We start from the raw sequence: 23,438 nt of genomic DNA, 5'->3' as shown, positions 1-23,438 counted from the left end.
TCGCACCAGGAGGCTCCCCAATGACCGAGGTTCCCTTCGCCGATCGGCACATCGGGCCGTCCCATACCGACCGCGACGAGATGGCCGGGGCCGTCGGCTTCCCGAGCGTCCAGGCCCTCGTCGACGCCGCCGTGCCCACGGCGATCCGTACCGACCGGCCGCTGGACCTGCCTCCGGCGCTGACCGAGGTCGAGGCGCTGGCCCGGCTGCGCGAGCTGGCCGCCGAGAACCAGGTCCTCACCTCGATGATCGGCCTCGGCTACTACGGCACGGTGACGCCCGGCGTGATCCTCCGCAATGTTCTGGAGAACCCCGGCTGGTACACCGCCTACACGCCGTACCAGCCGGAGATCTCCCAGGGGCGTCTCGAGGCGCTGCTGAACTTCCAGACCGTCGTGAGCGACCTGACCGGGCTGCCGGTCGCCAACGCCTCCCTCCTGGACGAGGGCACCGCCGCCGCCGAGGCGATGACGCTCGCGCACCGCGCCGCCAAGGCGGGGGACACCTTCCTGGTCGACGCGGACGCGCTGCCGCAGACGATCGAGGTAGTCCGCACCCGCGCGGTGCCGCTGGGCCTCGAGGTCGTCGTCGCCGACCTGTCCGAGGGCCTGCCGGACGGTGACTTCTTCGGGGTCCTGCTGCAGTACCCGGGCGCGAGCGGCGCCGTACGCGACCTGTCGCCGGTGACGGAGGCCGCGCACGACCGCGGCGCGCAGGTCGTCGTGGCCGCCGACCTGCTGGCCCTGACGGTGCTCAGGGCGCCGGGGGAGTTCGGCGCGGACATCGCGGTGGGCACGTCCCAGCGGTTCGGCGTGCCGTACGGCTTCGGCGGCCCGCACGCCGGCTACATGGCCGTACGGGAGGGGCTGCAGCGGCAGCTGCCCGGCCGTCTCGTCGGCGTGTCCCTCGACGTGGACGGGAACCCGGCGTACCGCCTGGCGCTGCAGACCCGTGAGCAGCACATCCGCCGGGAGAAGGCCACCAGCAACATCTGCACCGCCCAGGTGCTGCTGGCCGTCATGGCGAGCATGTACGCCGTCTACCACGGCCCGGAGGGGCTGCGCGGCATCGCCGAGCGGGTGCACGCGCACGCCGTCCGCCTCGCGGGCGGGCTCGCGACGCTCGGCGCCGAGATCGTGCACGAGACGTATTTCGACACCGTGCTCGCCCGGGTCCCGGGCCGGGCCGGGCAGATCGTACGCCGGGCGTCCGAGCGCGGCGTCAACCTGCGCCTCGTGGACGCCGACCACGTCGGGATCGCCTGCGACGAGACGACGACCGACGAGCACGTGACCGAGGTGTGGCGGGCGTTCGGCCTGGCCGACGAGGACGCGCCGCCCGTCCACGCGGAGGCCGTGCTGCCCCCGGCGCTCCGCCGGGAGAGCGACTACCTGACCCACCCGGTCTTCCACGCGCACCGCTCGGAGACGGCGATGCTGCGCTACCTGCGCCGCCTGCAGGACAAGGACATCGCGCTGGACCGCTCGATGATCCCGCTGGGCTCCTGCACGATGAAGCTCAACGCCACCACCGAGATGGAGCCGATCACCTGGCCGGAGTTCGCGCAGATCCACCCGTTCGCGCCGCTCGACCAGGCACGCGGCTACGTCCGGCTGATCGCGGAGCTGGAGACGTGGCTTGCCGAGATCACCGGGTACGCCAGGGTGTCGGTGCAGCCGAACGCCGGATCCCAGGGCGAGCTGGCCGGGCTCCTCGCCGTGCACGGCTACCACGCCGCCCGCGGTGAGGGCCACCGCGACGTGTGCCTGATTCCGTCCTCCGCGCACGGCACCAACGCCGCCAGCGCGGTGATGGCCGGGATGCGCGTGGTCGTCGTCAAGAGCACCGACCACGGCGACATCGACCTCGACGACCTGCACGCCAAGATCGAGAAGCACCGCGACCGGCTCGCGGCGATCATGGTGACGTACCCCTCGACGCACGGGATCTACGAGGAGACGATCACCGAGGTCTGCAAGAGCGTGCACGACGCGGGCGGTCAGGTGTACGTGGACGGGGCCAACCTCAACGCCCTGGTCGGCCTGGCCCGGCTCGGGGAGTTCGGCGCGGACGTCTCCCACCTGAACCTGCACAAGACCTTCTGCATCCCGCACGGCGGCGGCGGCCCGGGCGTCGGCCCGGTGGGCGTGCGCGAGCACCTGGTGCCGTTCCTGCCCAACCACCCGCTGCGGCCCGAGGCCGGCCCCGAGACGGGCAGCGGCCCGATCTCCGCCGCGCCCTGGGGCTCGGCGGGCATCCTGCCGATCTCGTGGACCTACATCGCGATGATGGGCGGGGACGGGCTGCGCGCGGCGACCGAGGTGGCCGTGCTGGCCGCCAACTACGTGGCCAAGCGGCTGTCGGAGCACTACCCGGTCCTCTACACCGGCCGGGGCGGCCTGGTCGCGCACGAGTGCATCATCGACCTCCGTAAGATCACCAAGGACACGAAGGTCACGGCGGAGGACGTCGCCAAGCGGCTCGTCGACTACGGCCTGCACGCGCCGACCCTCGCCTTCCCCGTCGCGGGCACCCTGATGATCGAGCCCACGGAGAGCGAGGACCTGGCCGAGCTGGACCGCTTCTGCGACGCCATGATCCAGATTCGCCGGGAGATCGAGCGGGTGGCGACAGGGGAGTACGACGCGGACGACAACCCGCTGAAGAACGCCCCGCACACCGCCGCGTCGTTGCTCACCGACGACTGGAAGCACTCCTACGGCCGGGAGGACGCGGCCTACCCGCTGCCGTCCCTGCGGGAGAACAAGTACTGGCCGCCGGTGCGCCGCATCGACCAGGCGTACGGCGACCGCAACCTGGTCTGCGCCTGCCCGCCGCCGGAGGCCTTCGAGTCCTGACACCGCGTTGCACCACCCGGTGCGCGACGCGAGTCGCGCACCGGGCCGTCGGCCGTCCGCCGCGGCGGTGTGGCCCCGGCGGCGCTCGAACCGCGGCGGCCGCCCGCCGAGGCGCCGCGGCCGGGGTCCGCGGATCGCGCGCCGCGCCGAAGAGCGGGCGCGCTCAGGCGCCGAGCGTCCGGGCCACGGCGGCGTTGACCACGGCGGACATCTCGCCGGTCTCCTCGTACACCTGGCGCTGCAGCGCGGCCCCGTTGCCCCGCTCCAGCAGCCGCTCGGCCAGCTCGGTGGCGGTCTGGAGGTCGCCCGTGTCGACGAGGGCCGGCGCCGTGTGCTCGATCAGCGCGTACACGACGTCGCGGGCCGGGGCCGGGCGCTGCGTCACCGGATGGATCAGGTCGCCGGCGAGTCCGGAGCGGCTCGCCCGCCACGACGCCAGGCGCAGCAGCTCCGTGCGCACGGGCACCGGCGGCTCCCCGGACCGCCACTCCCGCGCGGCGGTCTCCACCAGCCCCCGTACGAGCGCGGCGAGCAGCACGGCGTCGTCCGCCATCAGGCACACGTCCGCGACGCGGACCTCCACGGTCGGATAGTGCCGGGACAGCCGGGCGTCGAAGTAGATCATCCCCTCGTCCAGCAGCGCGCCGGACTCCACCATCGACCGTACGGTGTCGTGGTAGAGCTTCGGGGTGCCGAACGCCTCGGTCGGCCCGGCCGACGGCCAGCGCCCCCAGACCTGGTACCGATAGCTGTCGTATCCGCTGTCGCGGTCCTGCCAGAAGGGTGAGTTCCCGGTCATCGCGAGCAGGGGCGCCAGCCACGGGCGGATGCGGTCCAGCACGCCGACGCCCTCATCCTCGGACTCGATGCTCACGTGGACGTGGCAGCCGCAGGTCAGCTGCTCCTGCGCGGTGAGGGCGTACTCCTCGGCCATGCGCAGGTAGCGGTCCGCCGGAGTGGTCGACGGGGTGACGGCCCGCGGCGAGGTCGCGAGCGCGGCGACCTCCGAGCCGGCGCGGCGGGCGGCCCGGGCGGCGGCGTTCCGCCGGTCCCGTAGCTGGCCGGCCAGCTCGTCGAGCGTCGTACACGGGTCGGTGCCCGTCTCGACCTGCTGCCGCTGTAGCTCGCGCTCCGGCCCGTCGTCGTCCTTCCCCCGCGTGACGGACTCGGCGAGCGCGACGGGGACTCCGCTGCTCGGCGCGACGAGCAGGAGTTCCTCTTCGACTCCGAAACTTCGCAACCACGACCTCCTCGTTCTCGGAAATCCGTCTCTACCCCGCCATAGGCGGGAGAACCGGACCGGCAGCGAGTCGTCGCGCTCATCGATTCAGCGGATTCGACTCACCGGTGCGCGGAAACGATGAGTTTTCGTCGCAGCGGCGGTCTACCGTGAGCAACCTGCACATCCGCAGGTCAGGCGAGGGAGGGCGCATGAGCGGAGTACGTGTACTGGTCGGCACGCGCAAGGGCGCGTTCGTCCTGACCTCGGACGGTCACCGGAGGGACTGGGCGATCAGCGGCCCCTTCTTCGGCGGCTGGGAGATCTACCACATCGCGGGTTCCCCGGCGGACCCGTCACGGCTGTACGCCGCCCAGTCCACCGCGTGGTTCGGGCAGCTGATGCAGCGGTCCGACGACGGCGGCCGGACCTGGGAGGCGGTCGGCAACCGGTTCGACTACGACGGCGTCACCGGCACCCACCAGTGGTACGACGGCACGCCGCATCCCTGGGAGTTCGCGCGGGTCTGGCATCTGGAGCCCTCGCCGACCGACCCGGACACCGTGTACGCCGGCGTCGAGGACGCCGCGCTGTTCCGGTCGAAGGACGGCGGGGGGACATGGGAGGAGCTGCCCGGGCTGCGCCGCCACGGCTCCGGCTCGTCCTGGCAACCGGGAGCGGGCGGGATGTGCCTGCACACGATCATCCTCGACCCGTCCGACGCGCGGCGGATGTACGTGGCCATCTCCGCCGCGGGCGCGTTCCGCACCGACGACGGGGGCGACACCTGGCGGCCGATCAACCGCGGCCTGCACACCAACGGGATCCCGGACCCCGACGCCGAGGTGGGCCACTGCGTCCACCGCCTCGCGATGCACCCGTCGCGGCCAGAGGTCCTGTACATGCAGAAGCACTGGGACGTCATGCGGACCGACGACGCGGGCGCATCGTGGCGCGAGGTCAGCGGTGACCTGCCGTCGGACTTCGGGTTCCCGATCGCGGTGCACGCCCACGAGCCGGAGACCGTCTACGTCGTGCCGATCAAGAGTGACTCCGAGCACTACCCGCCGGAGGGGCGGCTGCGCGTGTACCGCAGCCGGACGGGCGGGAACGACTGGGAGCCGCTGACGAAGGGCCTCCCGCAGGACCACTGCTACGTCAACGTGCTCCGCGACGCGATGGCGGTCGACTCGCTCGACTCCTGCGGCGTCTACTTCGGCACGACGGGCGGGCAGGTCTACGCCTCGGCCGACGCCGGGGACAGTTGGGCGCCGATCGTCCGGGACCTCCCGGCCGTCCTGTCCGTCGAAGTCCAGACGCTGCCGTGATCCGTGTCGTCCTCCCCGCGCACCTGAAGGTCCTCGCCGAGGTCCACGGCGAGGTGGAGCTCGAGGTGGCCGGACCGATCACGCCGGGCTCCGTCCTCGACGCCCTGGAGGCCCGCTATCCGGTGCTGTGCGGCACCATTCGCGATCACGGCACCCACCGGCGCCGGGCGTTCGTCCGCTACTACGCGTGCGAACGGGACCTCTCCCACGACCCGCCGGACACGCCGCTGCCCGAACCGGTCGCGACGGGCGCCGAGCCGTTCCTGATCATCGGCGCCATGGCAGGCGGCTGACCGCACCGCTGGTTCCGGCCCCAGCTGCCCGCGTTCGGTCGGCGTGCCGGGATCCGGGGTCCCGGCATCGGTGAGCGCCCCCCGCGGGGGCGGAGGGCGCTCACCGGGGACGACCCGGCGACGCGGGCCGCGGGTCAGGCGCCGTCGAGGACCAGCAGCGTCGACTCGGCCGACTCGTCGACCAGGGCGACGCGGATCTCTTCGGGCCGGTAGTGCCGCAGCGGCACCGCGAACACCGCCGTGGCGAGCCGTCCCTCGTACTCCGCGGTGTAGCAGAGCACCCGGACGTCCTCCTCGTCCCAGTTCTCCCGCAGCCCGGATCGCAGCAGCCCGCTCACCTGCCGATACGCCGTGCTGCCGTGGAGCTGCTGGAGACTGGACTCCAGGGGCATGTCGAACGACCGGTCGGCGAGTGGGTGGCGCAGCCGTACCCGTAGGCGCCGCAGCGGGTACAGCCACCGCCGGTCCGCCTCCGGCGAGAGCGCGACCAGCGCCGCGACCTCACCGAGGAGCGTGACCCCGGCGGCCCAGGGGTGAGCGGCCGGCCCGTCCCACCACGGACCGGCCCGCGTACCGAGCAGCGCCGCCGCCAGGATCAGCCCGGCGCGGGCGAAGCCGCGCCAGGTGACCGGCATGGGGCGCGCGCTCATGCAGCCGCAGGAGGAGTCCGGCGCGGCGATCCGGGCGTACGCCAGGTAGGCGAGGAACCCGATGGCGAGCACGGCGGCCGCCACGGCCTCGCCCGCGTACACCGGCGGCAGCAGCAGGGCGGCGGCCAGGACCAGTTCCAGGGCCCCGACCAGGCGGTAGACGACCGGTGCCCTCTCCTCGCCGACCAATGACCGCAACGCGGACCGTTGCGCGGCGCGACGGGCGGACGTACCGGCGCACTTGATCCCGCCCGACCACAGCAAGGTCGCCCCGACGAACAACGGCTGGACCGACGCCGGCCACTCGACCATGGGGGATCGCCTCCTTTCGGCTACGCGCCCGAGTAGACGGTCGCGATGTCCACCTCGTTGGTGTCGGGCCGCCAGGCGCCGATCACCTTCACGTGCCTGCCGACCTGCAGGCGGGTCAGGTCGGCGGCCGCCGGCGCGGCGCCGTACACCGCGGCGGTCCTGCCGCTGACGACGTGGCCGATGACCCTCTTGCCGTTGTGGTCGAGGTGGAGGCGCTTGGTCTCGATGGAGGCGATGGACGCGTCCAGGTTGACGATGTTCACCCAGATCGCGTCCGCGGCCAGTGAGCCGTCCGGCAGGCGGACGCCGCGGGCGTAGAACCCGTCGCCCACCTTGATCTGGTCGAAGGTCGTCGGGTGCAGCTTCCAGATGCTGGTGCCGTCGGTGACGTGGACGCGATGCAGCGTCCGGTCGGATCCGGAGGCCTTGAGCAGCGATCCGCTGATGCCGGTGATCCGGCCTTCGGCGAAGTTCGGGTCGAGGGCGCCCGGGTCGAGCTTGATCTTGGGGGCGGCGGCGAACGCGGCCTCGGGGGCCAGCGAGCCGAGGGCGGTCGCGCCGGCGACGGCGGAGCCGCCGAGCACGGCGGAGGTGAGGAAGCGACGGCGGTCTGGCTGGGGCATGGCGGGGCCTCCGGTCAGCTGTCGATGCGGGCGGGGGACAGCCCGGTGGAGAGGTCGGCGATGGCGCTGTAGGCCGAGGGCGTCAGGTCGATGAGCCGGTTCGTGTGGCAGGTCGACCCGCAGCACGACCGTTCGCCGCAGAAGGAGTTGGTGTCCGGCCCGCAGTCGGCGATCGACACGCTCACGCACTTGCCGCTGCAGGCGCTGGTCACGTAGAAGACGTGGCCGCAGGTCCGCCGGGACAGTCCCTCGCCGCACTGGTCGGGGCGGGTGATGTTGAAGCAGGCGTCGGACGTGTTCGGCCACGCGCACTGGTGCGAGCCGGAGTTGCAGGTGCCGCAGGCCCCGCCGCCCGCGCTCCCGCACGGGCCCCAGGAGCTACCGCAGCAGAACCACGACATCTCCCCATACGCGGGAGAGCTGCTGTTGGAACACCCCATTTTCTGTCTCCGTTCGTTGGTTCCGACGTGACAGGCCTGCCCGGGTGCCCCTGATCGTGAAGAAAATAACTTACGGCGTCAACAGCCGAGTAAAAGGAAAGTTTCTACAACCAACCGTCAGTGTGATTGGCAGAACCACGCTTCCGTCCTCGTCGTGGGAATCGTCCGGGTGTCCGGCCGCCGCTCGTTCTGGCCACACCAGGCCACGGAGGAGTGCTCCTCGGGCTGGAGACGGCATGGCCCGGCAGGAGCTCCGGTCGTCCGTTGACGGCTCCCGTTCTTCCGGCTCGGCGGCGCGCGGAACACTCGGTGAACGCCACCCGGTTCGCCGCGAGAATCGGGTGAGACTCCCATAAGTCGGGCGGCCACGACGGCATTCGCCGAGACTTCCGCGCGCGCCAAGCGAACCGTCCGGCATCTGGCCGCTCCCTTGTTCTCCCTGGTCCTCGCTTCGGGCACCGCCGGGGGCGGCGGAGGAGGCGAGGTGGCCGCGTGGTAGATGTCCTTGCCGACGAATTCGCGTCGGTCGAGGTAGGGAGTGGGCGGATGACGGCGGCGGAGCATCGGACGTCGAGCGGTGGAGCACTCGATGAGGTCGACTCGTTGTTCCGCGCGCTCGTGGACGACGGTGAGGTGCCGGGGCTCGCGTACGGGATCGTCGACCGGGCGGGCATCGTCCACGCGGCCGGGCACGGCGTCGCGCGTCTGGACGGCCCCCGTCCGGACGCGGCGACGGCCTTCCGCATCGCGTCGATGACCAAGAGCTTCACCGCCGCCTCGGTCATGATCCTTGTCGACGAGGGGGCGGTGCGTCTCGACGACCCGGTCAGCCGGTACGTTCCGGAGTTCGGCGCGGTGCGGCTCCCGACGACCGACTCCCCGCAGGTGACCGTGGGGATGCTGCTGTCCATGTCGGGCGGGCTGCCCACCGACGACCCCTGGGCCGACCGCCAGGAGTCGATGAGCCGGGAGGAGTTCGGACGCCTGCTGACCGACGGCGTCCGGTTCGTCGGCGTTCCGGGCACCGGCTTCGAGTACTCCAACCTGGGCTACGCCGTCCTCGGTCAGGTCATCGAGGCCGCCTCCGGCACGCCGTACCAGGAGTTCGTGGACCAGCGGCTGCTCCGCCCGCTCGGGATGACGGCGACCGGGTTCGACGCGTCGGTGGCGGCGCCGAGCGGTGTCGCGATGGGCCATTCCCGGCTCGACGGACGCTGGCATCCGGAGGCGTTCTCCGGGCCCGGGGTCTTCTCCGCCATCGGCGGGATGTTCAGCACGGTCGAGGACCTCAGCCGGTGGGTGCGCTGGCTGGCCGACGCCTTCCCGGCCCGCGACGGCGTGGACGACGGGCCGTTGCGCCGGGCGTCGCGCCGGGACATGCAGCAGGTCCACCGGGCCGTGTTGCCGCCCCGGCCCGCGGGGAACCCGGACGACGGGGCGATGCCCGTCACCGTGGGCTACGGCCACGGCCTGATGATCCAGCAGGACCCGGTCTGGGGGACGGTCGTCGCGCACAGCGGCGGATACCCGGGCTTCGGGTCGCACATGCGCTGGCATCCCCGTACGGGCCTGGGCGTCATCGTGCTGACCAACGCCAGGTACTCCACGGGTCGCGTACCGGCGGCGGCCGCTCTGCGCGCCGTCCTCACGGACCTGGCCGACCCGCAGTCTCCCGAGGCGCTCTGGCCCGAGACGGTCCGGGCGCGGACCGCCGTGGAGGGGCTCCTGCGCGGCTGGGACCCCGCCGTGGCCGGTGACTGGTTCGCCGACAACGTCGACCTGGACCTGGACCCGGCACACCGCCGGGCCGAGATCGAACGCCTGATCGGAGAGGTCGGGCCACTGCTCGATCCTGCCGGGCCGGAGGAGGTCATCCGGTCCGAGTCGCCGGCCCACGCCGTGTGGCAGGTCCGGGGCGCTCGCGGACTGCTGCGCTGCGAGATCCGACTGAACCCGCAGGATCCGCCCAGGATCCAGACGCTCGACGTGACGCGCGAGAGCTGACGCCGGACGGACCGCTCGGTGAAGGGCCGATCCGGCGGGCGGTGCGAGGTGACTCCTCCCGGTCCGTACCCGCGATAGCCGAGCATTCGGCTCGCCTTGCTCGCGTAGTAGTCCGCTGCCCACCTCCGGCCCCGGCGGACGGGACGCGGAGACCGCGTCGTCGCCCTGGCCCAGCGGGACGTGACCGCGAGAGTCGGTGTCGGACGGGCCGCTCGGACAAGGGTCGGAGGCGCGAGCGACGCGAGGCGATTCGTCCTGATTGTGCCCGTGATCGCCGAGCGTTCGGTTCGCCTCCCCACCTGCCGCCGCCCGAGTGGCCGACACCGGCGGTGAGACGGGACGGAGCGGCCCCCGCCCGGTTAGGCTCGTCCCCACACGGCCAGCGCCTACCCCCAAGGCACGGAGATGAGTGCGAGCGACGAGGCATCACCAAGGTTCCCGGCCGATGGGCCGTCGTGCGATCGGAGGGATCGATGAGCACGACGCCCGACGAGGCGACGGCCGACCCGTCGACCTCCCTCGAGGAGGCCCGCAACCACGCCGAGAGCGGTGATCTGGACCGCGCCGCGGAGCTGTTCCGCCGGGTGCTGGAGACCGGTGACACGGCCGAGCGGGCGCAGGCGGCGCTGGGCCTGGCGGTGGTGCTGGAAGGACGCGGCGACGACGAGGGCGCCCGGGAGGCCGATCGGCTCGCGATCGCGACCCGGGACCCGGAGTACGGCCCGCGCGCCGCGTACCACCTCGCGCTGTCCTGGCAGCGGGCCGGCGAGCGCGACCAGGCCCGTGACGCCTGGCGCGCCGTCGTCGACTTCGGCAACCGCGCCTACCTGCCGCCCGCGTACCTCGCGCTCGCCCAGATCGCCGACGAGGAGGGCGACGCCCGGCAGGCGTCCGAGTGGTGGGAGCTGGCCATCGCCACCGGCGACGAGGAGTACGCCCCCGTCGCCGCCCACGACCTGGCGCTCCGCCTGATCGACTGGGGCGAGCCCGCGCGCGCCCAGCGGATCCTCGCCGGCGCGCTGGACCTCGTCGACCGGGGCCACGACCCGCAGGCGCACGCCCGGCTCGCGGTCAGCCTGGGCATCGCCCACCTGGAGCAGGCGATCCACGCCTTCGGCAGCGTGACGCCGGGTGAGGACGCCGACCCGGAGGTCGTACCGCTCGCCATCGAGCTGCTCGCCCGGACGCTTCCGCTGCGCGGCCGGGACGACGCCGCCCAGGAGATCTGGCGGCGCGGCCTCGACGATCCGGCCCTCGGCGAGCACGTACGGGCCCGGCTGCGCCGTACGTTCGCCGCCGACGGGGAGGAGGACGCCTGGTGGGAGGGCGAGGTGGAGGCCGCCCTGCGCGCCGGCACGCTGCCCATGCTCACCGGCGAGGTGTTCGGCGCGCTCGACCACATGTACACCGTGATCGCCGCCCGCTACGCCCACGGCCCGGACGGCCTGCCCGCCGAGGCCTACGACGTGCTCGAGAACACCGTACGGGTGCCGGCCGCCTATCCGTGGGGCCGCGCGCTGCAGGACAGTTTCGCCGAGCGCCTCCGCCAGGCCATGGGCTCCGACATCCCCGTCCTGCCTCCGGAGTGGCCCGCGGCCGACTGACCGAGGGCCCCGCGCGCGGCCGTCACGCCGCGACGTCACCCTGGCGGCACTCGGCAAGGGCGCTCGCCCGGCGCGACCGAGCGCCGGTCAGTCTGCGATGTCGCGCTGGGCGATGACCTTGGTGATCCGGACCCGGACGAGGAGCTCGCCGGGCACCGCGTTGCGGGCGCCGTACGCCTCGGCGCGGTCGGCGCCCATGTAGCGGCGGCCGAGCGCGGTCGCCCAGCGGAGCAGTCCGTCGGGATCGTCCGACAGGGACGCCTCGCCCCACAGCGAGACGAAGGAGTACGGCGGGGTCTCGTCGTCGACGCAGAACGAGATCCGGGGGTCACGGCGCAGCGCCTTGCCCTTGATCCCCGAAGCCGCCGTCGTGAAGACCAGGTCGTTCCCGTCCAGAAGGAACCAGATCGGCGTGACGTGCGGTGTGCCGTCCTCCTTCACGACGGCCGCCTTGCCGGTACGGGTACCGGTCGACACGAACTCGTGCCACTCTTCTTCGCTCATGGTCTCGGCCATGATCCGATTCTTCCCGAGCGGCGCACCGCCACGCGCGCCGGGATCAGGACACGGAGGTGCCGATCAGGTGGCCCACCCCGAACGTCACCGCGGCGGCGACGCCACCGACGACGACCTGGCGAAGGCCCGAGCGCACGGCCGGCCGCCCGTTCAGCACGCCGATGCCCGCGCCGACGCCGAACAGCGCCAGGATCGCGAGCCCGATCGCGGTCAGCAGCGCGACGGCGCCGCCGGTGATCAGGTAGGGCAGGACCACGACGAACGCGCCCAGCGCGAACGCGAGCAGGCTGGAGCCCGCCGCGCTCCACGGAGAGCCCAGCTCGTCCGGGTCCAGGCCGAGCTCCTCCCGCGCGAGCGTGTCGAGCGCGACCTTCTTGTCGCTCATGATCCGGTCGGCGAGGCGTTCGGCGTCGGCGCGGTCCAGGCCCTTGGCGCGGTAGAGCAGGACCAGCTCGGCGTGCTCCTCCTCCGGGGTCTCCTCCAGCTCCTGCGCCTCCAGCGCAAGCTCCCGCTCGAACATCTCCCGCTGGCTGGACATGGAGACGTACTCCCCGGCCGCCATGGAGAACGCGCCGGCCAGCAGTCCGGCGATCCCCGCCAGCAGGATCGCGGTACGGGACGATCCGGATCCCGCGAAGCCCATGACCAGGGCGGTGTTCGACACCAGGCCGTCGCTCACCCCGAACACGCCGGCCCGCAGCGCCCCTGAGCGGTCCGTACGGTGCCAGCCCTCCCGGCGCGAGATCTGCACGCGCGGTTCGGGCTTGCCGCCGTCGATGAGCTTGGCGAGCACGCGCGCGTGACCGCGTTCGTCGTCGGCCATCCCCGGGGCGGCGTCCGGGTCGCGGTCGTAGATCCCCGCGTCCGAGCGTTCGGCGCGCTCGATCATCGGCAGGACCGCGCGCGGGGAGAGCCGCCGCGCCGCCGTCGCGAGCATCCGGGTGCGCATGCTGGGCGGTCCGGGCGTGGGCACCTCCGCCCCGGCCGCGCGCAGCTTCCCCTCCCAGTGCGCCGCGTGCTTGAGTTCGACGCTCGCCAGCTCCTCCAGGATCTCGCGCCGTTCGCCGTCCTCGGCGACCGCGAGGCTGGAGTACAACGCCGCGGCGTCCCGCTCACTGGCGAGGAGCTCCTGCCAGCGTTTGACCTTCTGCCGATCGGCGGTGTTCCCCATCGTGCTCCTCAAGACCGTGTCGTATCCATAATCACAACCTGCCGCGACCGAAAAGTCATTCCTCGAGCCTGCCGCGCGACACCCTCCGTGACGGGGGCCGGTCGGCCGCGGAGTACGGTTTTCGCATGGACATCGCGACCCCGCAGGGGCCGGCCGAGGTGACGCTGGACGAGCCGGCCGATCCGGCGTTCCTCCTGGTCCTTACCCACGGGTCGAACGGCGGTGTTGACGCTCCTGACCTGCTGGCCGTCCGTGAGGAGGCGCTCGCGCTCGGTGGGGCCGTGGCGCGCGTGCTGCAGCCGTTCCGCCGTGCGGGACGGCGGGCGCCCGGTTCCGCTCCCCGGCAGGACGAGGCCTGGCTCACGGTGATCGCCGCGCTCCGGGAGAGGTTCCCCGACGTGCCGCTGATTCAGTGCGGGCGGAGTAACGGGGCGCGGGTCGCCTGCCGTACGGCGCTGAAGGCCGGCGCGCGCGGAGTGATCGCGCTGGCGTTTCCGCTGCATCCCCCCGGCAGACCCGAACGTTCGCGCGCGGACGAGCTGAGAGCCGCGGGCGTGGAGGTCCTGGTCGTCAACGGCGACCGTGATCCGTTCGGTGTCCCGGACCCCGCGGATGCGACCTGTGTCCAGGTCCTGCCGGGAGAACGGCACGATCTGGCCAAGAGGCCCGCCGCGGTGGGGGCGGTGGTGGGGGAGTGGCTGCGCCGGTGGAGCACCGGGTCGCGCTGATATCCCCCGGGTCGATGGTCATTTCGGACTGATCCCCCGAAGAGAAACGCGTCACGCCGCCGTGTGAGCCGGAACGTCGGTCGGGCGGTGCGGTGCGATGATCCCCCCGTCAGGGAGCAGTTCGCCGGTGTCCTCGAACAGCAGGACCCCGTTGCAGAGCAGACTCCATCCCTGCTCGGGGTGGCAGGTGATGGTGCGAGCGGCCTCACGGTCGGGTGCGGTCGCCGAGGGGCATGGCGGCTCGTGCGGGCACATCTGCGTGCCTCCGGTCTCGACTACTCGTAGGTGCGGTTGCCTCATGTCACTAAGACGTCTTCGAGTGTGCTGCGGTTCGCCCGCGCGCCGATATGGCCCGGGTGGGCGGTTTTCCGAAGGCCCCAGTGACTCCTCGTGACAGAGATCACTTTACGGCTTATCGGTCCGTACCCGCATCCAAATCGGCCAAAGAACAACTCTCAGTACAGACAACGATCTGTCCCCGTGACCACCGTCCCCACGTCGCGGCCCACGTGGGGCGGCCTCAGTCGGTCCGGAGGCCGAGGTCGTTCACCCACTCGGGGCCGATGTCCCGGAGGGAGTAGCCGTCGGGGTAGGAGCGCGTGGACGGCTTCTTCGGCCGGGACGACGGGCGCGGGGGCAGCAGCCGTACGGCGAGCGCCCGCGCCTTGAGGGCCCGGTGCGCGCCGATCTCCATGATCCGCGGTGCCCGCGGCAGGCCCAGGGCCTGGCGCAGCGGCGCGTCGGTCAACGCGAGGACGCCCTTGCGGGCGAGCGGGCGCAGGAACCGGGGGAACCAGCCCTCGAAGATGGCGATCGTCGCCTCCGCCACGCGATGGTTCTCGGGGGTGTAGGCGTAGTTCTTGCGCTCGTACCGGTCGAGGAACTCGGCGAACTCCTCGTAGGTCGCCGGGATCTCCTTCAGCCCCATGAGCCGGCCGATGTGACGGAACGTGTTGACCGTCGCCCGTACCTCGTGCCTGCTGTACGGCCGCCAGCCGTAGTCCGCCATCCAGCGGACCGGGATGACCACGAACGTCGACAGGACGTACAGGAAGTCGTCATTGGTGATCGAGTATCGGCCGTGCATGCGGTTCATGCGGCGGATGGCGGCACGGCCGCGTTCGGAGTCCAGACCGCCGTCCTGCGTCATCTCGTACAGCAGGACCACGGTGTCGTCGTAGCGCTTCTGTCCGTGCCGGGCGAACTCCCCGGTCCGGTCGAGCAGTCCGCCGATCGACGGGACCGCGTACGTACGGAAGAGTGCGAGTTCCAGGGACCGCTGGAGGTCCCACGGGAACTCGTACTCGGCGCTGATCCGATAGATGTCCTGGTAGTCGCGCTCGGGGTCGAGGGCCTGGAGTTGCCGTAGACGGGTATAGCGGGCCATCCCGAATCTCCGTATAAGGGGGTGATTACCGGATTCGGACTCCATGATCGTACGGGAGACGGCCGCCCCCACGGCAAGGGCCGTGCCACGGGAGCCGGCCATGGCGGGGAAGACCCGGCGCGGCAGACCGGGGTGTGAGAGACGCGCGGCGTGAAAGACCCGCGTGGTGGGAGGCCCGGACGGCGGAGGCCCGCGGTGAGACTCCGGCGGTGCGCCGTCCGGTTCTTAGACCAAGCCGGCGAGGACGCGGTCGAGGCCCGCGGTGAACCGTCCGTCCTGGTCCACGTCGCCGGGCGTCGTCCCGGTGGCCTGCTCGCGGGCCTCCAGGGCGACCGCGCCGAGCAGGTAGCCGAGCAGGACGTGCGCGCCGACGGCCGCCTCCGCCTCCGGCAGGCCGGCGGCGCGCAGCAGTTCCCGTACGGAGAGCGTGGTCGCCGTGAGTGCCCCCGGATTGCGGCGGGTGACGATGAGGGGCATCACGCCGACGTGCTCGAGCAGCCGGCCCCGGTAGGCGTGGGCCCAGGCACGCAGCCGCTCGCGGGGGTCGCCGTCGCCGGGCGGCACCGGCAGCGCCGCGACGTGGGCGATGAGCTGCTCGAGGAGCTGTTCCTTGCCGTGCGGGAGGTGGTGGTAGATCGCCATCGCCTCGACCTGCAGCGAGTCGCCGAGGCGGCGCATGGTCAGCCGGCCCAGGCCCTGACCGTCGATGAGGTGGAGCGCGGTCTCGATGATGCGCTCGCGCGTGAGCGGTTCCCGCTGCGACATGATCGCACCTTACTGCGTAAAGGCGGTCGCCCGGAAGAGTATCCCGACTGCGTGTCACGGTGCCGTACCCTCTAACCTTGGCTCGGAGAGCATCGAGGAGAGAAGGGGAGCCGCCATGGTCCTGGGTCGCAAGGTGAGCCCGGAGGTCGCTGAGCACCACGCCGCGGACAAGGAGCTCGCCGGCGAGCTGCGCGACCGGCTCGCCGCCGCGCAGGACGCGGAGCGGGAGTTCCACGCCGCTCAGGTCGAGGGCCGTCCGCTCGACCGGCTGCGCCCGCTGGCGGTCGCCTACGACCGCGCGCTGTACGCCGCGCTGCTCGCCGCGGAGGCGGCCGAGCGCGTGGCGATGGGCCCGAAGGTGTACGAGCACGGCGACGCCAAGCAGCGCCGCGCCGCGCAGATCGCCGCCCGCAAGGCACGGGCCAAGGCGAGCGTCCGTCCGTACGTCCACGAGGTCGACCGGCTGCGCACGCTGCGCGAGGCGCACAAGCTGGCCGTGCGCACGACCTCGGCCGCCCACGTCTGAGGCGTAGCACCACCACGCGTGACCGGCTTCGCGCCGCGCCCGGACCTCGGGCGCGGCCGCCGGGCGGCGTGTCGACGGAATACGGGTGTGACCCGACCGGTACGGGGGCGGACCGGTCGCCGCGCGAAGACTCGCGCCGCCCTGGGGCACGTCCGGGTGACCTGGCCGATAGGGGACCTTGACCCTCGGTGCGATTGGCTCGCGCCGTCGCCACTTGTCCATGAAATCGCCGCTGGATTTCGTCCAACGGGTACAAGGCAGTGCCCCACCAGCGTGAACACGGCCCGGTCGGAGTGGCACGGGCCGATGAACTTTGAGACTCTACCGACTCAGGTGTCGTCGTGGGCAACAGCGGCCGTCCCGGCCACGGCGACGCGGCCAGCAGGAAGTGCTCTGTCCGGGGGGATCAGTTGGAGCGCACGCCGCCTGATCGGCGAGACCTTCTCGGCGCATGCCGGGAAGGCGTCATCGCCATCTGCGAGCTTGCCGCGCACTTCTCCGACTGGTCCGTGCCCACGCCGTGCAAGGAGTGGGAGGCCATCGACCTGGCCGGTCACCTGCGCTGCGTCGCGGAGAACTTCCACGAGTACCTCAACGACGCGCCGAACAGCAGGCTGTCCCGGCTGTTCGCCCAGGACGCCCCGGCGGCGCTCATGATGCGTCAGCTGTCGCGGCAGAACGCTGCCGAGCTGGCCGTGCTGCCGTCCGCCGAGGGGCGGGACCACATCGTCGCGTTCGCCGTCTCGGCCGAGGCGTACTCCGACCGGCTGCTCGACGTGTGGGACGAGCCGTACCTCTCCTACCGTGGCACGAAGCTGACCGCGGGCGACTACGCCGGGGCGGTGTGCGTCGAATGGCACCTGCACGCCTGGGACCTGGCCCGCGCGCTCGACAAGGACCACCGGCCCAGTCGCCCCGACGTCATCGCGGACGCCTGGCGCACCGGGGTCCCACACCTGCCGGCGCCGGGCCGGGGCGACGAGTGGGAGGCCGTGCTGCGCGCGTCCGGGCGGTCGCCGGACTGGCATCCCGAGTGACGGCCGCGGGTCGCGGTTCGCCGGATGAGCCACGGTTCCCGAGATCGCGAGGTCGTCAGGGTCGGTTTCTGGTCACGCGCCCCTTCAGCTGAGGGTCGGTGATGCCGCCAGGACAGGCCATCCCGCCGATGTCCCAGCCGGCACGTCGGGCACCGGCCTGATACGCGCTTTCGTAGAAGGCGAGTACCGTCGCGCGTGGGTCGGGTTCCGCTCGTGCGTCGTCGTAGGGCAGGACGGCCAGGTGGCTGCCTCGCTGTGCGATCCATCCCGCTGCGGCCGGCTGGAGGGGTTCGGCGTGCAGGCCTTCGGGCTCGGGCGCCGTGTAGGAGTAGAAGGCCGGTGCGGGGAACGAGTCGTCTCCGAACCAGAAGCCGAAACTGATCACTTCGCGGGAATAGGCCTCACGGGTCACCGGGTCGACGTCGGCAGGCTGATCGATCACTCGGTCGGAGAATCGCGTATAGGCGATGTCGAAGGTATGCCAGAAATGGTGCACCGGGCTGACCTTGCCGGAATATCTCCCGGCGAACTCCTCAAGGACGAGATTCACCTGGCTGAGCACCTGCCAGTAGCGCGTCACCATCGATGGGTCGTAGGCGGTGTGCTCGGTGTCGTCGGCGAACGGCCGGTCGGAGTCGGGGAGGTCGAACGGCCGGGGGATGTTCACATCGACGTGGACGTCCAGAGCCGTCAGTGCTCGCATCACCTCGCGGTAGAAGGACGCCACCGACTTGCCGGGGAGCGGAAATGACACGCTTCTGCCGTCCACCGTCGAGACGATCAGCTCATGTGCGATGAAGTCGAAGTCGATCGTGAAGATCGGGTTGCCGTTGATCAGCCCCATCGGCCGGGTGGTCAGGCCGCGTCCGGTGAGATGAAACGGTGCGTGCCACCAATGGTTGCGCCGGGCGCCCGACGCGAGTCGTATCTTTCCCACGACCTGGGCGAATCGGTGAAGCGTTTCTTTTGTATCCTGCCAGTCGGCCAACGGTATGGCGGGAAAAAGCTCCATGTAATTCCCTTCCAAGGCAGTACGTTGATCAGCTGCGCTTGTCCCCTGTGGCGATCCTACGTTCGGCTTCGAACGCGAGGGTCGGTTCGGCGGGCCGGCGGCGCCGGCGTCACCTGCGCACCCGGCTGCGGCCGGACGGGCCGTATCCCGAGTGACGGCTCCGGGCCGCGGGTTCACTCGGCGAGCAGCGGCTCCAGCAGCCGGTGCGGCCGCCGGAGCGCTCGCGAGACCGCGTCGTCCCGGTGCGGCCGGTCGGCGCCCGGGCCGGGCCGTACCTCCAGCTCCTCGGGCGGGGCGAACCGTCCGCACGCCGGGCAGGTGCCCGTCCGGCCGACGCGCGTGCCACAGGTGAGATGGGTGTAGAGCCGGCTCGGACCGAACGGCGACAGATGCTCCCCGCCCCAGTGGCCGAGCGCGTTCAGCGCGGGCCAGAGCTCGCGGCCGCGTTCGGTGAGCACGTACTCGTGACGTCGCGGTGACTCCTGGTACGGCCGCCGGGTGAGCACCCCGGCGTCCACGAGGGCCTGCAGGCGCGTCGCCAGCACCGCCCGCGGGATGTCCAGATGGGCGAGGAAGTCGCCGTAGCGGCGCACGCCGTAGAAGGCGTCCCGGACGATGAGCAGCGTCCACCGCTCGCCGAGCAGTTCGAGGGCGCGGGCGAGCGCGCAGTCCTGTGCCTCGTAGTCCTTGCCGAGTGCCATGGGGTCCATGTTAGTTCATTCAACGAACCGACGTGTTACAGTTCGCCGATCGTTAGTTCAATGAATGAACCGAGGTGATGACCGTGCAGACGACCGTGCCGGTCGGCGGACGCGTCCGGGAGGGGCGAACGCTCGCCGTCGTCTCCGCCGCGACGATGCTCGCGCTGATGAACTACAACGCGACCTTCTCCACGCTCGCCGCCATGGCCCGCGACCTGAACGCGGGAACGGCGGGGCAGACCTGGATCCTCGGCGGCATCGCGCTCGGCACCGCCGTGCTGCTGCTGGCCGTGGGCGGCCTCGCCGACGACCATGGACGCAAGCGGGTCTTCGTCGCCGGGGCCGGCACGCTGGCGGCCTCCAGCGTGGTGTGCGCCGTCGCCCCGACGACGACGGCCTTCGTCGTCGGCCGGCTGCTCCAGGGCGGAGCGACCGCCGCCCTGCTGGCGGCCGGGCTGGGGCTCATCGGCCACGCCTTCCCGGCCGGACCGGAGCGCGCCCGCGCGACCGGGATGTGGGGCGCGATGCTCGGCCTGGGGATCGCCCTCGGGCCCGAGGCCTCCGCCGGGCTGGCCGAGGTCGCCGGCTGGCGGGCGTGGTACGTGGCCGCGGCGGTCGCGTCCGTCGCCCTGGCCGCCGCGGCCGGGGCCGCGCTGCGGGAGTCCCGGGCCGAGGCGCGGCGAAGGGCCGATGCCGCCGGTGTCCTGACGCTGGGCCTGGGAGTCGCGGCGCTGCTCGGCGCGATCACCCTGGGGCGAGGGGGATGGGCCAGGGCCGAGGTGCTCGCGCTGCTCGCCGCGGCCGTGGCCCTTCTGGCGGCGTTCGTCGTCGTGGAGTCGCGGACCCGCGAGCCGCTGCTCGACCTGCGGCTGCTGCGCCGGGCGGACTTCGCGGTCGCCACCGGCGGGGCGTTCGTCACGGGGGTCGCGGTGATCGGGCTGATGAGCTACCTGCCGACGGTGGTGGGCCGCGTGCTCGGGGCGCCGCCGCTCCTCGCGGGCGCCGTCCTGACGCTGTGGTCCGGCGTCGCGTTCGTCGTCTCCCTCCAGGTCCGCCGCCTCGCCGCCGAGGGCCGTCATCTCATCGCGGCCGGCCTCGTGCTGTGCGCGCTCGGGGACCTCGCCCTGATCGGCCTGTCCGCCGACTGGGGGTGGTGGCGGCTCGTCCCCGGCCTGGTGGTCAGCGGGGCGGGCAGCGGCCTGCTGAACGCCGCGCTCGCCCGGATGGCCGTCGAGAGCGTGCCGCCGTCCCGTACGGCCATGGGGTCGGGCGCGAACAACACGGCCCGCTACATCGGCGCCTCGATCGGGGTCGCGGTCGTGGTCGCCATGGCCACGTCCGGACCGAGCCCGACCCGGGGCGCAGACGTCGCCCTGGCCGTCTGCGCCGCGATCGCCCTCGCCGGCGCGCTGGCCGCCCTGGCCGTGCGCCGCGGCCGATGAGCGCGGTGCCTCTGGCCGGTCCTCCGGCCAAGGAGGGCGCATAGCCGAGGCGTCGCGGCGCGGTCGGCGGTGAATCCCAAGGCGCGGGCATGTGTACGTCAAGTGATGGCGCGGTACAAGAAGCGTGGCGTGTTTCTTGTGACCGGTACGCAACGACGTACCGGGCCGGAGACGCCAGACTGTCGGGCACTCGTCAGTGGAAGGGTGGCCGTGTTCTTCTCGCTCCTCAAGCACGTCTTGCTCGGGCCGCTCCTGAGGATCGTCTTCCGGCCGAAGGTGACCGGCACGGTTCCGGACGGCGCCGCGATTCTCGCGTCCAATCACCTCTCCTTCTGCGACTCGCTGTTCCTGCCGCTGATGGCGCCGCGCAAGGTCGTCTTCATCGGTAAGGAGGAGTACTTCGTCGGCACCGGGCTCAAGGGGCGGCTCATCGCGGCCTTCTTCCGGGGGGTCGGCACGATCCCGGTCGACCGTCGCGGCGGCTCCGAGGCGGCCGACGCGCTCGACACGGCGCTGCGCGTGCTCCGACAGGACCGGCTGTTCGGCATCTACCCGGAGGGCACCCGCTCTCCGGACGGCCGGCTCTACCGGGGTAAGACCGGTGTGGCCCGGCTGGCCCTCGCCTCGGGCGCGCCGGTGGTGCCGTGCGCGCTGATCGGCACCGACAAGGTCCAGCCCATGGGGCACAAGCTGCCGAAGAAGATCATGCGGGTGGAGGTGCGGTTCGGCGAGCCGATGCGGTTCGGCGAGGACGCCGACCCCCGCGCCGTCACCGACGAGATCATCGCGGCGATCCAGAAACTGTCCGGCCAGGAGTACGTCGACGTCTACGCCGCCTCCGTCAAGAACCGCTGACGGGCCCGCCGGCCGGCGGGAACAGTTCCACGCCCCACGCGGTTGAACGGTGTGCCGGGCTACGCGGGCCGGACGAACCCGGACTCGTACGCCGTGATCACCGCCTGGGTGCGGTCCCGAGCTCCGAGCTTGGCCAGCAGGTTGCCCACGTGGGTCTTCACGGTCTCCACGCTCACGACGAGATCCGCGGCGATCTCCGCGTTCGACAGGCCCCGGGCCATCAGGGTGAGGACCTGCTCCTCGCGTTCGGTGAGCCGCGCCCGCCGCACCCGGTCGGTCGAGCGACCCGCGCCGTGCCGGGCGGCCAGTTCCCGGATCGCCGCCGGGAACAGCAGTGAGTCGCTGAGCGCGACGGTGCGGATCGCCTGCAGGATCTCCGGCGGACGGGCCCGCTTGAGCAGGAAGCCGCTCGCGCCGGCGCGCAGCGCCTCGTACACGTAGTCGTCGTTCTCGAACGTCGTGATGACCAGGATCCGCGGCGGCTCGGGGACCGCGCCGAGGATGGTGCGGGTCGCCTGGATGCCGTCGACGGCGGGCATGCGGACGTCCATCAGGACCACGTCGGGACGCAGCGTGCGGACCATGGGCAGCACTTCGGCGCCGTCGGCGGCCTCGCCGACGATCGTGAAGTCCGGTTCGGCGTCGATGATGGCGCGCAGGCCGGTACGGATCAGCGGCTCGTCGTCCGCGATGAGGATGTCGGTCACCGTCGTTCGAGCTCCAGAGTGGGGACGACCGGGATGGCGACGTGCACGCGCCAGCGCGAGCCGTCGAGGCCGGCGCTCGAGCGCCCGCCGAGAAGGGCGACGCGTTCTCGGACGCCGCGCAGGCCGCTGCCGCCGCCCGCCCGTGGCGCGGCGACGGACCCGACGGGGTTCGTCACCTCGAGTTCGAGCCGGTCGGCGCACACCCCGAGTCGCACGTCGACCGGAACCTTACCGGCGTGCCGGAGGACGTTGGTGAGCGCCTCCTGCAGGATGCGGTACGCCTCCCGGGACACCACGGCCGGGATGCCGTCGGTCGGGCCGACCTCGGCGCGCACCTCGGCGCCGGCGGACCGGGTCTGCTCGAACAGCCCGGTCACGTCGGCGAGCGTACGCTGCGGCGTGCGAGCGCTCGGGTCCTCGCGCAGCAGGCCGAGCACGTGGTCGAGGTCCTCCAGCGCCGTCCGCCCGGTCTCCTCGATCGCCGACAGCGCTCGGCGGGCGAACTCCGGGTCCGCGTCGAGCAGGCGGGCCGCCGCGCCGGCCTGAAGAGTGGTGACGGTCAGCGCGTGCCCGATGGAGTCGTGCAGTTCCCGCGCCAGCCGGTTGCGCTCGATGAGCTGTTCCGCCTGGCGTTCGAGCTGCATGAGGCGGTCCGCCGGTGACGGGCCGAGCAGCGCCGGCGCCAGCCGGGCCAGCAGCGCTCCGACGCCCGCCCCCAGGCAGACGACCAGCGGCAGCACGACGAGCGCCAGGAGCACGTACGCCGCGGTGAGCAGTGCGGAAGAACCGCCGAACAGCTCACGGAGGGCGTTCTCGCCGCCGAACGCCTTCTGCAGCAGCACCAGGGCGAAGGGCAGGGCGAACACGGCGGCCAGCCCGGTGCCGCCGCCGACGCCGATGTGCAGGACCCACCACGCGGCGGTACGCCGGCGGGACCGCCATGAGCGCATCCCCTCCGCGGTCTCCGCGGGCAGTCGTACGCCCAGCAGCGTCTCGGCGGCGGTCCGGGACAGGATCCGCACGGCGGGGATGAACGCCACCGCGCTGGAGACGGCGACGTAGGCGAGCAGCATGACCAGCGACTGCAGCACCTGGTCGGCGGGCAGTCGCCCCGCGCTGCCCATGATCTGGAGCAGCGCGACGTAGATCAGGAGGTACGGCACCAGGATCGCCGTGCCGCCGAGGAGGAACGTCCAGCGGCGGTACGTCGTCACGCTGACGAGCGGGCGGACCAGGGACTTCACGCTGAGATCCTCGCAG

23 protein-coding genes are annotated in these 23,438 nt (G+C 72.2%); 10 read left to right on the top strand and 13 right to left on the bottom strand.

From position 1 onward, the window contains the following. Window positions 1-20 precede the first annotated feature (20 nt). Window positions 21-2,858 (top strand): aminomethyl-transferring glycine dehydrogenase, encoded by a 2,838-nt coding sequence (gene gcvP / locus ABD978_RS04920; RefSeq protein ID WP_345348957.1) that lies wholly within the window; start codon window positions 21-23, stop codon window positions 2,856-2,858. 163 nt (window positions 2,859-3,021) lie between these two features. On the opposite strand, the gene ABD978_RS04915 is transcribed toward gcvP, so the two are convergent. After that, window positions 3,022-4,098: a glutamate--cysteine ligase 2 gene (locus ABD978_RS04915; RefSeq protein ID WP_345348954.1), complete on the bottom strand. Its 1,077-nt coding sequence runs from the start codon at window positions 4,096-4,098 to the stop codon at window positions 3,022-3,024. Window positions 4,099-4,289: 191 nt separating this feature from the next. Between ABD978_RS04915 and ABD978_RS04910 the strand changes: the two genes are divergently transcribed. Then, window positions 4,290-5,405 carry a WD40/YVTN/BNR-like repeat-containing protein gene (locus ABD978_RS04910; protein WP_345348951.1) on the top strand — a complete coding sequence of 372 codons (1,116 nt, stop codon included), beginning with the start codon at window positions 4,290-4,292 and terminating at the stop codon, window positions 5,403-5,405. Next, on the top strand, window positions 5,402-5,698 hold the full coding sequence (locus ABD978_RS04905; protein WP_345348949.1) for a MoaD/ThiS family protein: 297 nt from the start codon (window positions 5,402-5,404) through the stop codon (window positions 5,696-5,698). The genes ABD978_RS04910 and ABD978_RS04905 overlap by 4 nt, the downstream gene beginning before the upstream one ends. Before the next feature lie 134 nt (window positions 5,699-5,832). Here ABD978_RS04905 and ABD978_RS04900 read toward each other — a convergent pair whose 3' ends face one another. The 3 genes from ABD978_RS04900 to ABD978_RS04890 are packed head-to-tail and all read right to left on the bottom strand — an operon-like array spanning window position 5,833 to window position 7,723. Next, complete coding sequence (locus tag ABD978_RS04900) at window positions 5,833-6,660, bottom strand: MauE/DoxX family redox-associated membrane protein (RefSeq protein WP_345348947.1); 828 nt, start codon at window positions 6,658-6,660, stop codon at window positions 5,833-5,835. A 20-nt stretch (window positions 6,661-6,680) separates the two neighbouring features. Beyond that, complete coding sequence (locus ABD978_RS04895; protein WP_345348945.1) at window positions 6,681-7,283, bottom strand: cell wall protein; 603 nt, start codon at window positions 7,281-7,283, stop codon at window positions 6,681-6,683. Between the two features lie 14 nt (window positions 7,284-7,297). Continuing rightward, window positions 7,298-7,723 (bottom strand): RlpA-like double-psi beta-barrel domain-containing protein, encoded by a 426-nt coding sequence (locus ABD978_RS04890; RefSeq protein WP_345348943.1) that lies wholly within the window; start codon window positions 7,721-7,723, stop codon window positions 7,298-7,300. A 546-nt stretch (window positions 7,724-8,269) separates the two neighbouring features. Here ABD978_RS04890 and ABD978_RS04885 point away from each other — a divergent pair. Further along, complete coding sequence (locus ABD978_RS04885; RefSeq protein WP_345348940.1) at window positions 8,270-9,727, top strand: serine hydrolase domain-containing protein; 1,458 nt, start codon at window positions 8,270-8,272, stop codon at window positions 9,725-9,727. Window positions 9,728-10,200: 473 nt separating this feature from the next. After that, on the top strand, window positions 10,201-11,331 hold the full coding sequence (locus tag ABD978_RS04880; protein ID WP_345348937.1) for a tetratricopeptide repeat protein: 1,131 nt from the start codon (window positions 10,201-10,203) through the stop codon (window positions 11,329-11,331). A gap of 87 nt (window positions 11,332-11,418) precedes the next feature. On the opposite strand, the gene ABD978_RS04875 is transcribed toward ABD978_RS04880, so the two are convergent. Together ABD978_RS04875 and ABD978_RS04870 are read right to left on the bottom strand one after the other, a co-directional pair. Next, complete coding sequence (locus ABD978_RS04875) at window positions 11,419-11,847, bottom strand: PPOX class F420-dependent oxidoreductase (RefSeq protein WP_345348934.1); 429 nt, start codon at window positions 11,845-11,847, stop codon at window positions 11,419-11,421. Window positions 11,848-11,890: 43 nt separating this feature from the next. Next, window positions 11,891-13,018, bottom strand: coding sequence for a VIT1/CCC1 transporter family protein (locus ABD978_RS04870; protein WP_345348931.1), 1,128 nt, complete (start codon window positions 13,016-13,018; stop codon window positions 11,891-11,893). A gap of 125 nt (window positions 13,019-13,143) precedes the next feature. Here ABD978_RS04870 and ABD978_RS04865 point away from each other — a divergent pair, with 125 nt between their 5' ends. Beyond that, window positions 13,144-13,746: an alpha/beta hydrolase family protein gene (locus tag ABD978_RS04865; RefSeq protein WP_345348928.1), complete on the top strand. Its 603-nt coding sequence runs from the start codon at window positions 13,144-13,146 to the stop codon at window positions 13,744-13,746. Window positions 13,747-13,797: 51 nt separating this feature from the next. On the opposite strand, the gene ABD978_RS04860 is transcribed toward ABD978_RS04865, so the two are convergent. The 3 genes from ABD978_RS04860 to ABD978_RS04850 all read right to left on the bottom strand — a co-directional run bounded on the left by ABD978_RS04860 (window position 13,798) and on the right by ABD978_RS04850 (window position 15,898). After that, window positions 13,798-14,001 (bottom strand): DUF5999 family protein, encoded by a 204-nt coding sequence (locus tag ABD978_RS04860; RefSeq protein WP_345349566.1) that lies wholly within the window; start codon window positions 13,999-14,001, stop codon window positions 13,798-13,800. 265 nt (window positions 14,002-14,266) lie between these two features. Continuing rightward, window positions 14,267-15,133, bottom strand: coding sequence for an oxygenase MpaB family protein (locus tag ABD978_RS04855; protein ID WP_345348924.1), 867 nt, complete (start codon window positions 15,131-15,133; stop codon window positions 14,267-14,269). 225 nt (window positions 15,134-15,358) lie between these two features. Next, window positions 15,359-15,898, bottom strand: a complete 540-nt coding sequence (locus ABD978_RS04850; RefSeq protein WP_345348921.1) for a TetR/AcrR family transcriptional regulator — start codon at window positions 15,896-15,898, stop codon at window positions 15,359-15,361. 115 nt (window positions 15,899-16,013) lie between these two features. On the opposite strand from ABD978_RS04850, the gene ABD978_RS04845 reads away from it, so the two are divergent. Both ABD978_RS04845 and ABD978_RS04840 read left to right on the top strand, forming a co-directional pair. After that, window positions 16,014-16,424 (top strand): plectin, encoded by a 411-nt coding sequence (locus tag ABD978_RS04845; protein WP_345348918.1) that lies wholly within the window; start codon window positions 16,014-16,016, stop codon window positions 16,422-16,424. Window positions 16,425-16,834: 410 nt separating this feature from the next. Beyond that, complete coding sequence (locus ABD978_RS04840) at window positions 16,835-17,461, top strand: maleylpyruvate isomerase N-terminal domain-containing protein (protein WP_345349563.1); 627 nt, start codon at window positions 16,835-16,837, stop codon at window positions 17,459-17,461. Window positions 17,462-17,516: 55 nt separating this feature from the next. On the opposite strand, the gene ABD978_RS04835 is transcribed toward ABD978_RS04840, so the two are convergent. Both ABD978_RS04835 and ABD978_RS04830 read right to left on the bottom strand, forming a co-directional pair. Beyond that, on the bottom strand, window positions 17,517-18,473 hold the full coding sequence (locus ABD978_RS04835) for a DUF5996 family protein (RefSeq protein ID WP_345348915.1): 957 nt from the start codon (window positions 18,471-18,473) through the stop codon (window positions 17,517-17,519). Window positions 18,474-18,646: 173 nt separating this feature from the next. Further along, the gene (locus ABD978_RS04830; RefSeq protein WP_345348912.1) at window positions 18,647-19,174 is read right to left on the bottom strand and encodes a winged helix-turn-helix transcriptional regulator; all 528 of its coding nucleotides are present in this window, start codon (window positions 19,172-19,174) and stop codon (window positions 18,647-18,649) included. A 77-nt stretch (window positions 19,175-19,251) separates the two neighbouring features. Between ABD978_RS04830 and ABD978_RS04825 the strand changes: the two genes are divergently transcribed. Continuing rightward, complete coding sequence (locus tag ABD978_RS04825) at window positions 19,252-20,616, top strand: MFS transporter (protein ID WP_345348909.1); 1,365 nt, start codon at window positions 19,252-19,254, stop codon at window positions 20,614-20,616. A gap of 210 nt (window positions 20,617-20,826) precedes the next feature. Beyond that, window positions 20,827-21,471: a lysophospholipid acyltransferase family protein gene (locus tag ABD978_RS04820; RefSeq protein ID WP_345348906.1), complete on the top strand. Its 645-nt coding sequence runs from the start codon at window positions 20,827-20,829 to the stop codon at window positions 21,469-21,471. A gap of 59 nt (window positions 21,472-21,530) precedes the next feature. Here ABD978_RS04820 and ABD978_RS04815 read toward each other — a convergent pair whose 3' ends face one another. Continuing rightward, window positions 21,531-22,178, bottom strand: coding sequence for a response regulator (locus tag ABD978_RS04815; protein ID WP_345348903.1), 648 nt, complete (start codon window positions 22,176-22,178; stop codon window positions 21,531-21,533). Continuing rightward, entirely contained in the window at window positions 22,175-23,422 is a 1,248-nt protein-coding gene (locus tag ABD978_RS04810) for a sensor histidine kinase (protein ID WP_345348900.1), read from the bottom strand. The genes ABD978_RS04815 and ABD978_RS04810 overlap by 4 nt, the downstream gene beginning before the upstream one ends. Window positions 23,423-23,438 lie beyond the last annotated feature (16 nt).

This window comes from Actinoallomurus liliacearum, assembly GCF_039542035.1.
Lineage (GTDB): Bacteria > Actinomycetota > Actinomycetes > Streptosporangiales > Streptosporangiaceae > Actinoallomurus > Actinoallomurus liliacearum.
This window is presented reverse-complemented; position numbering and strand designations above follow the sequence as displayed.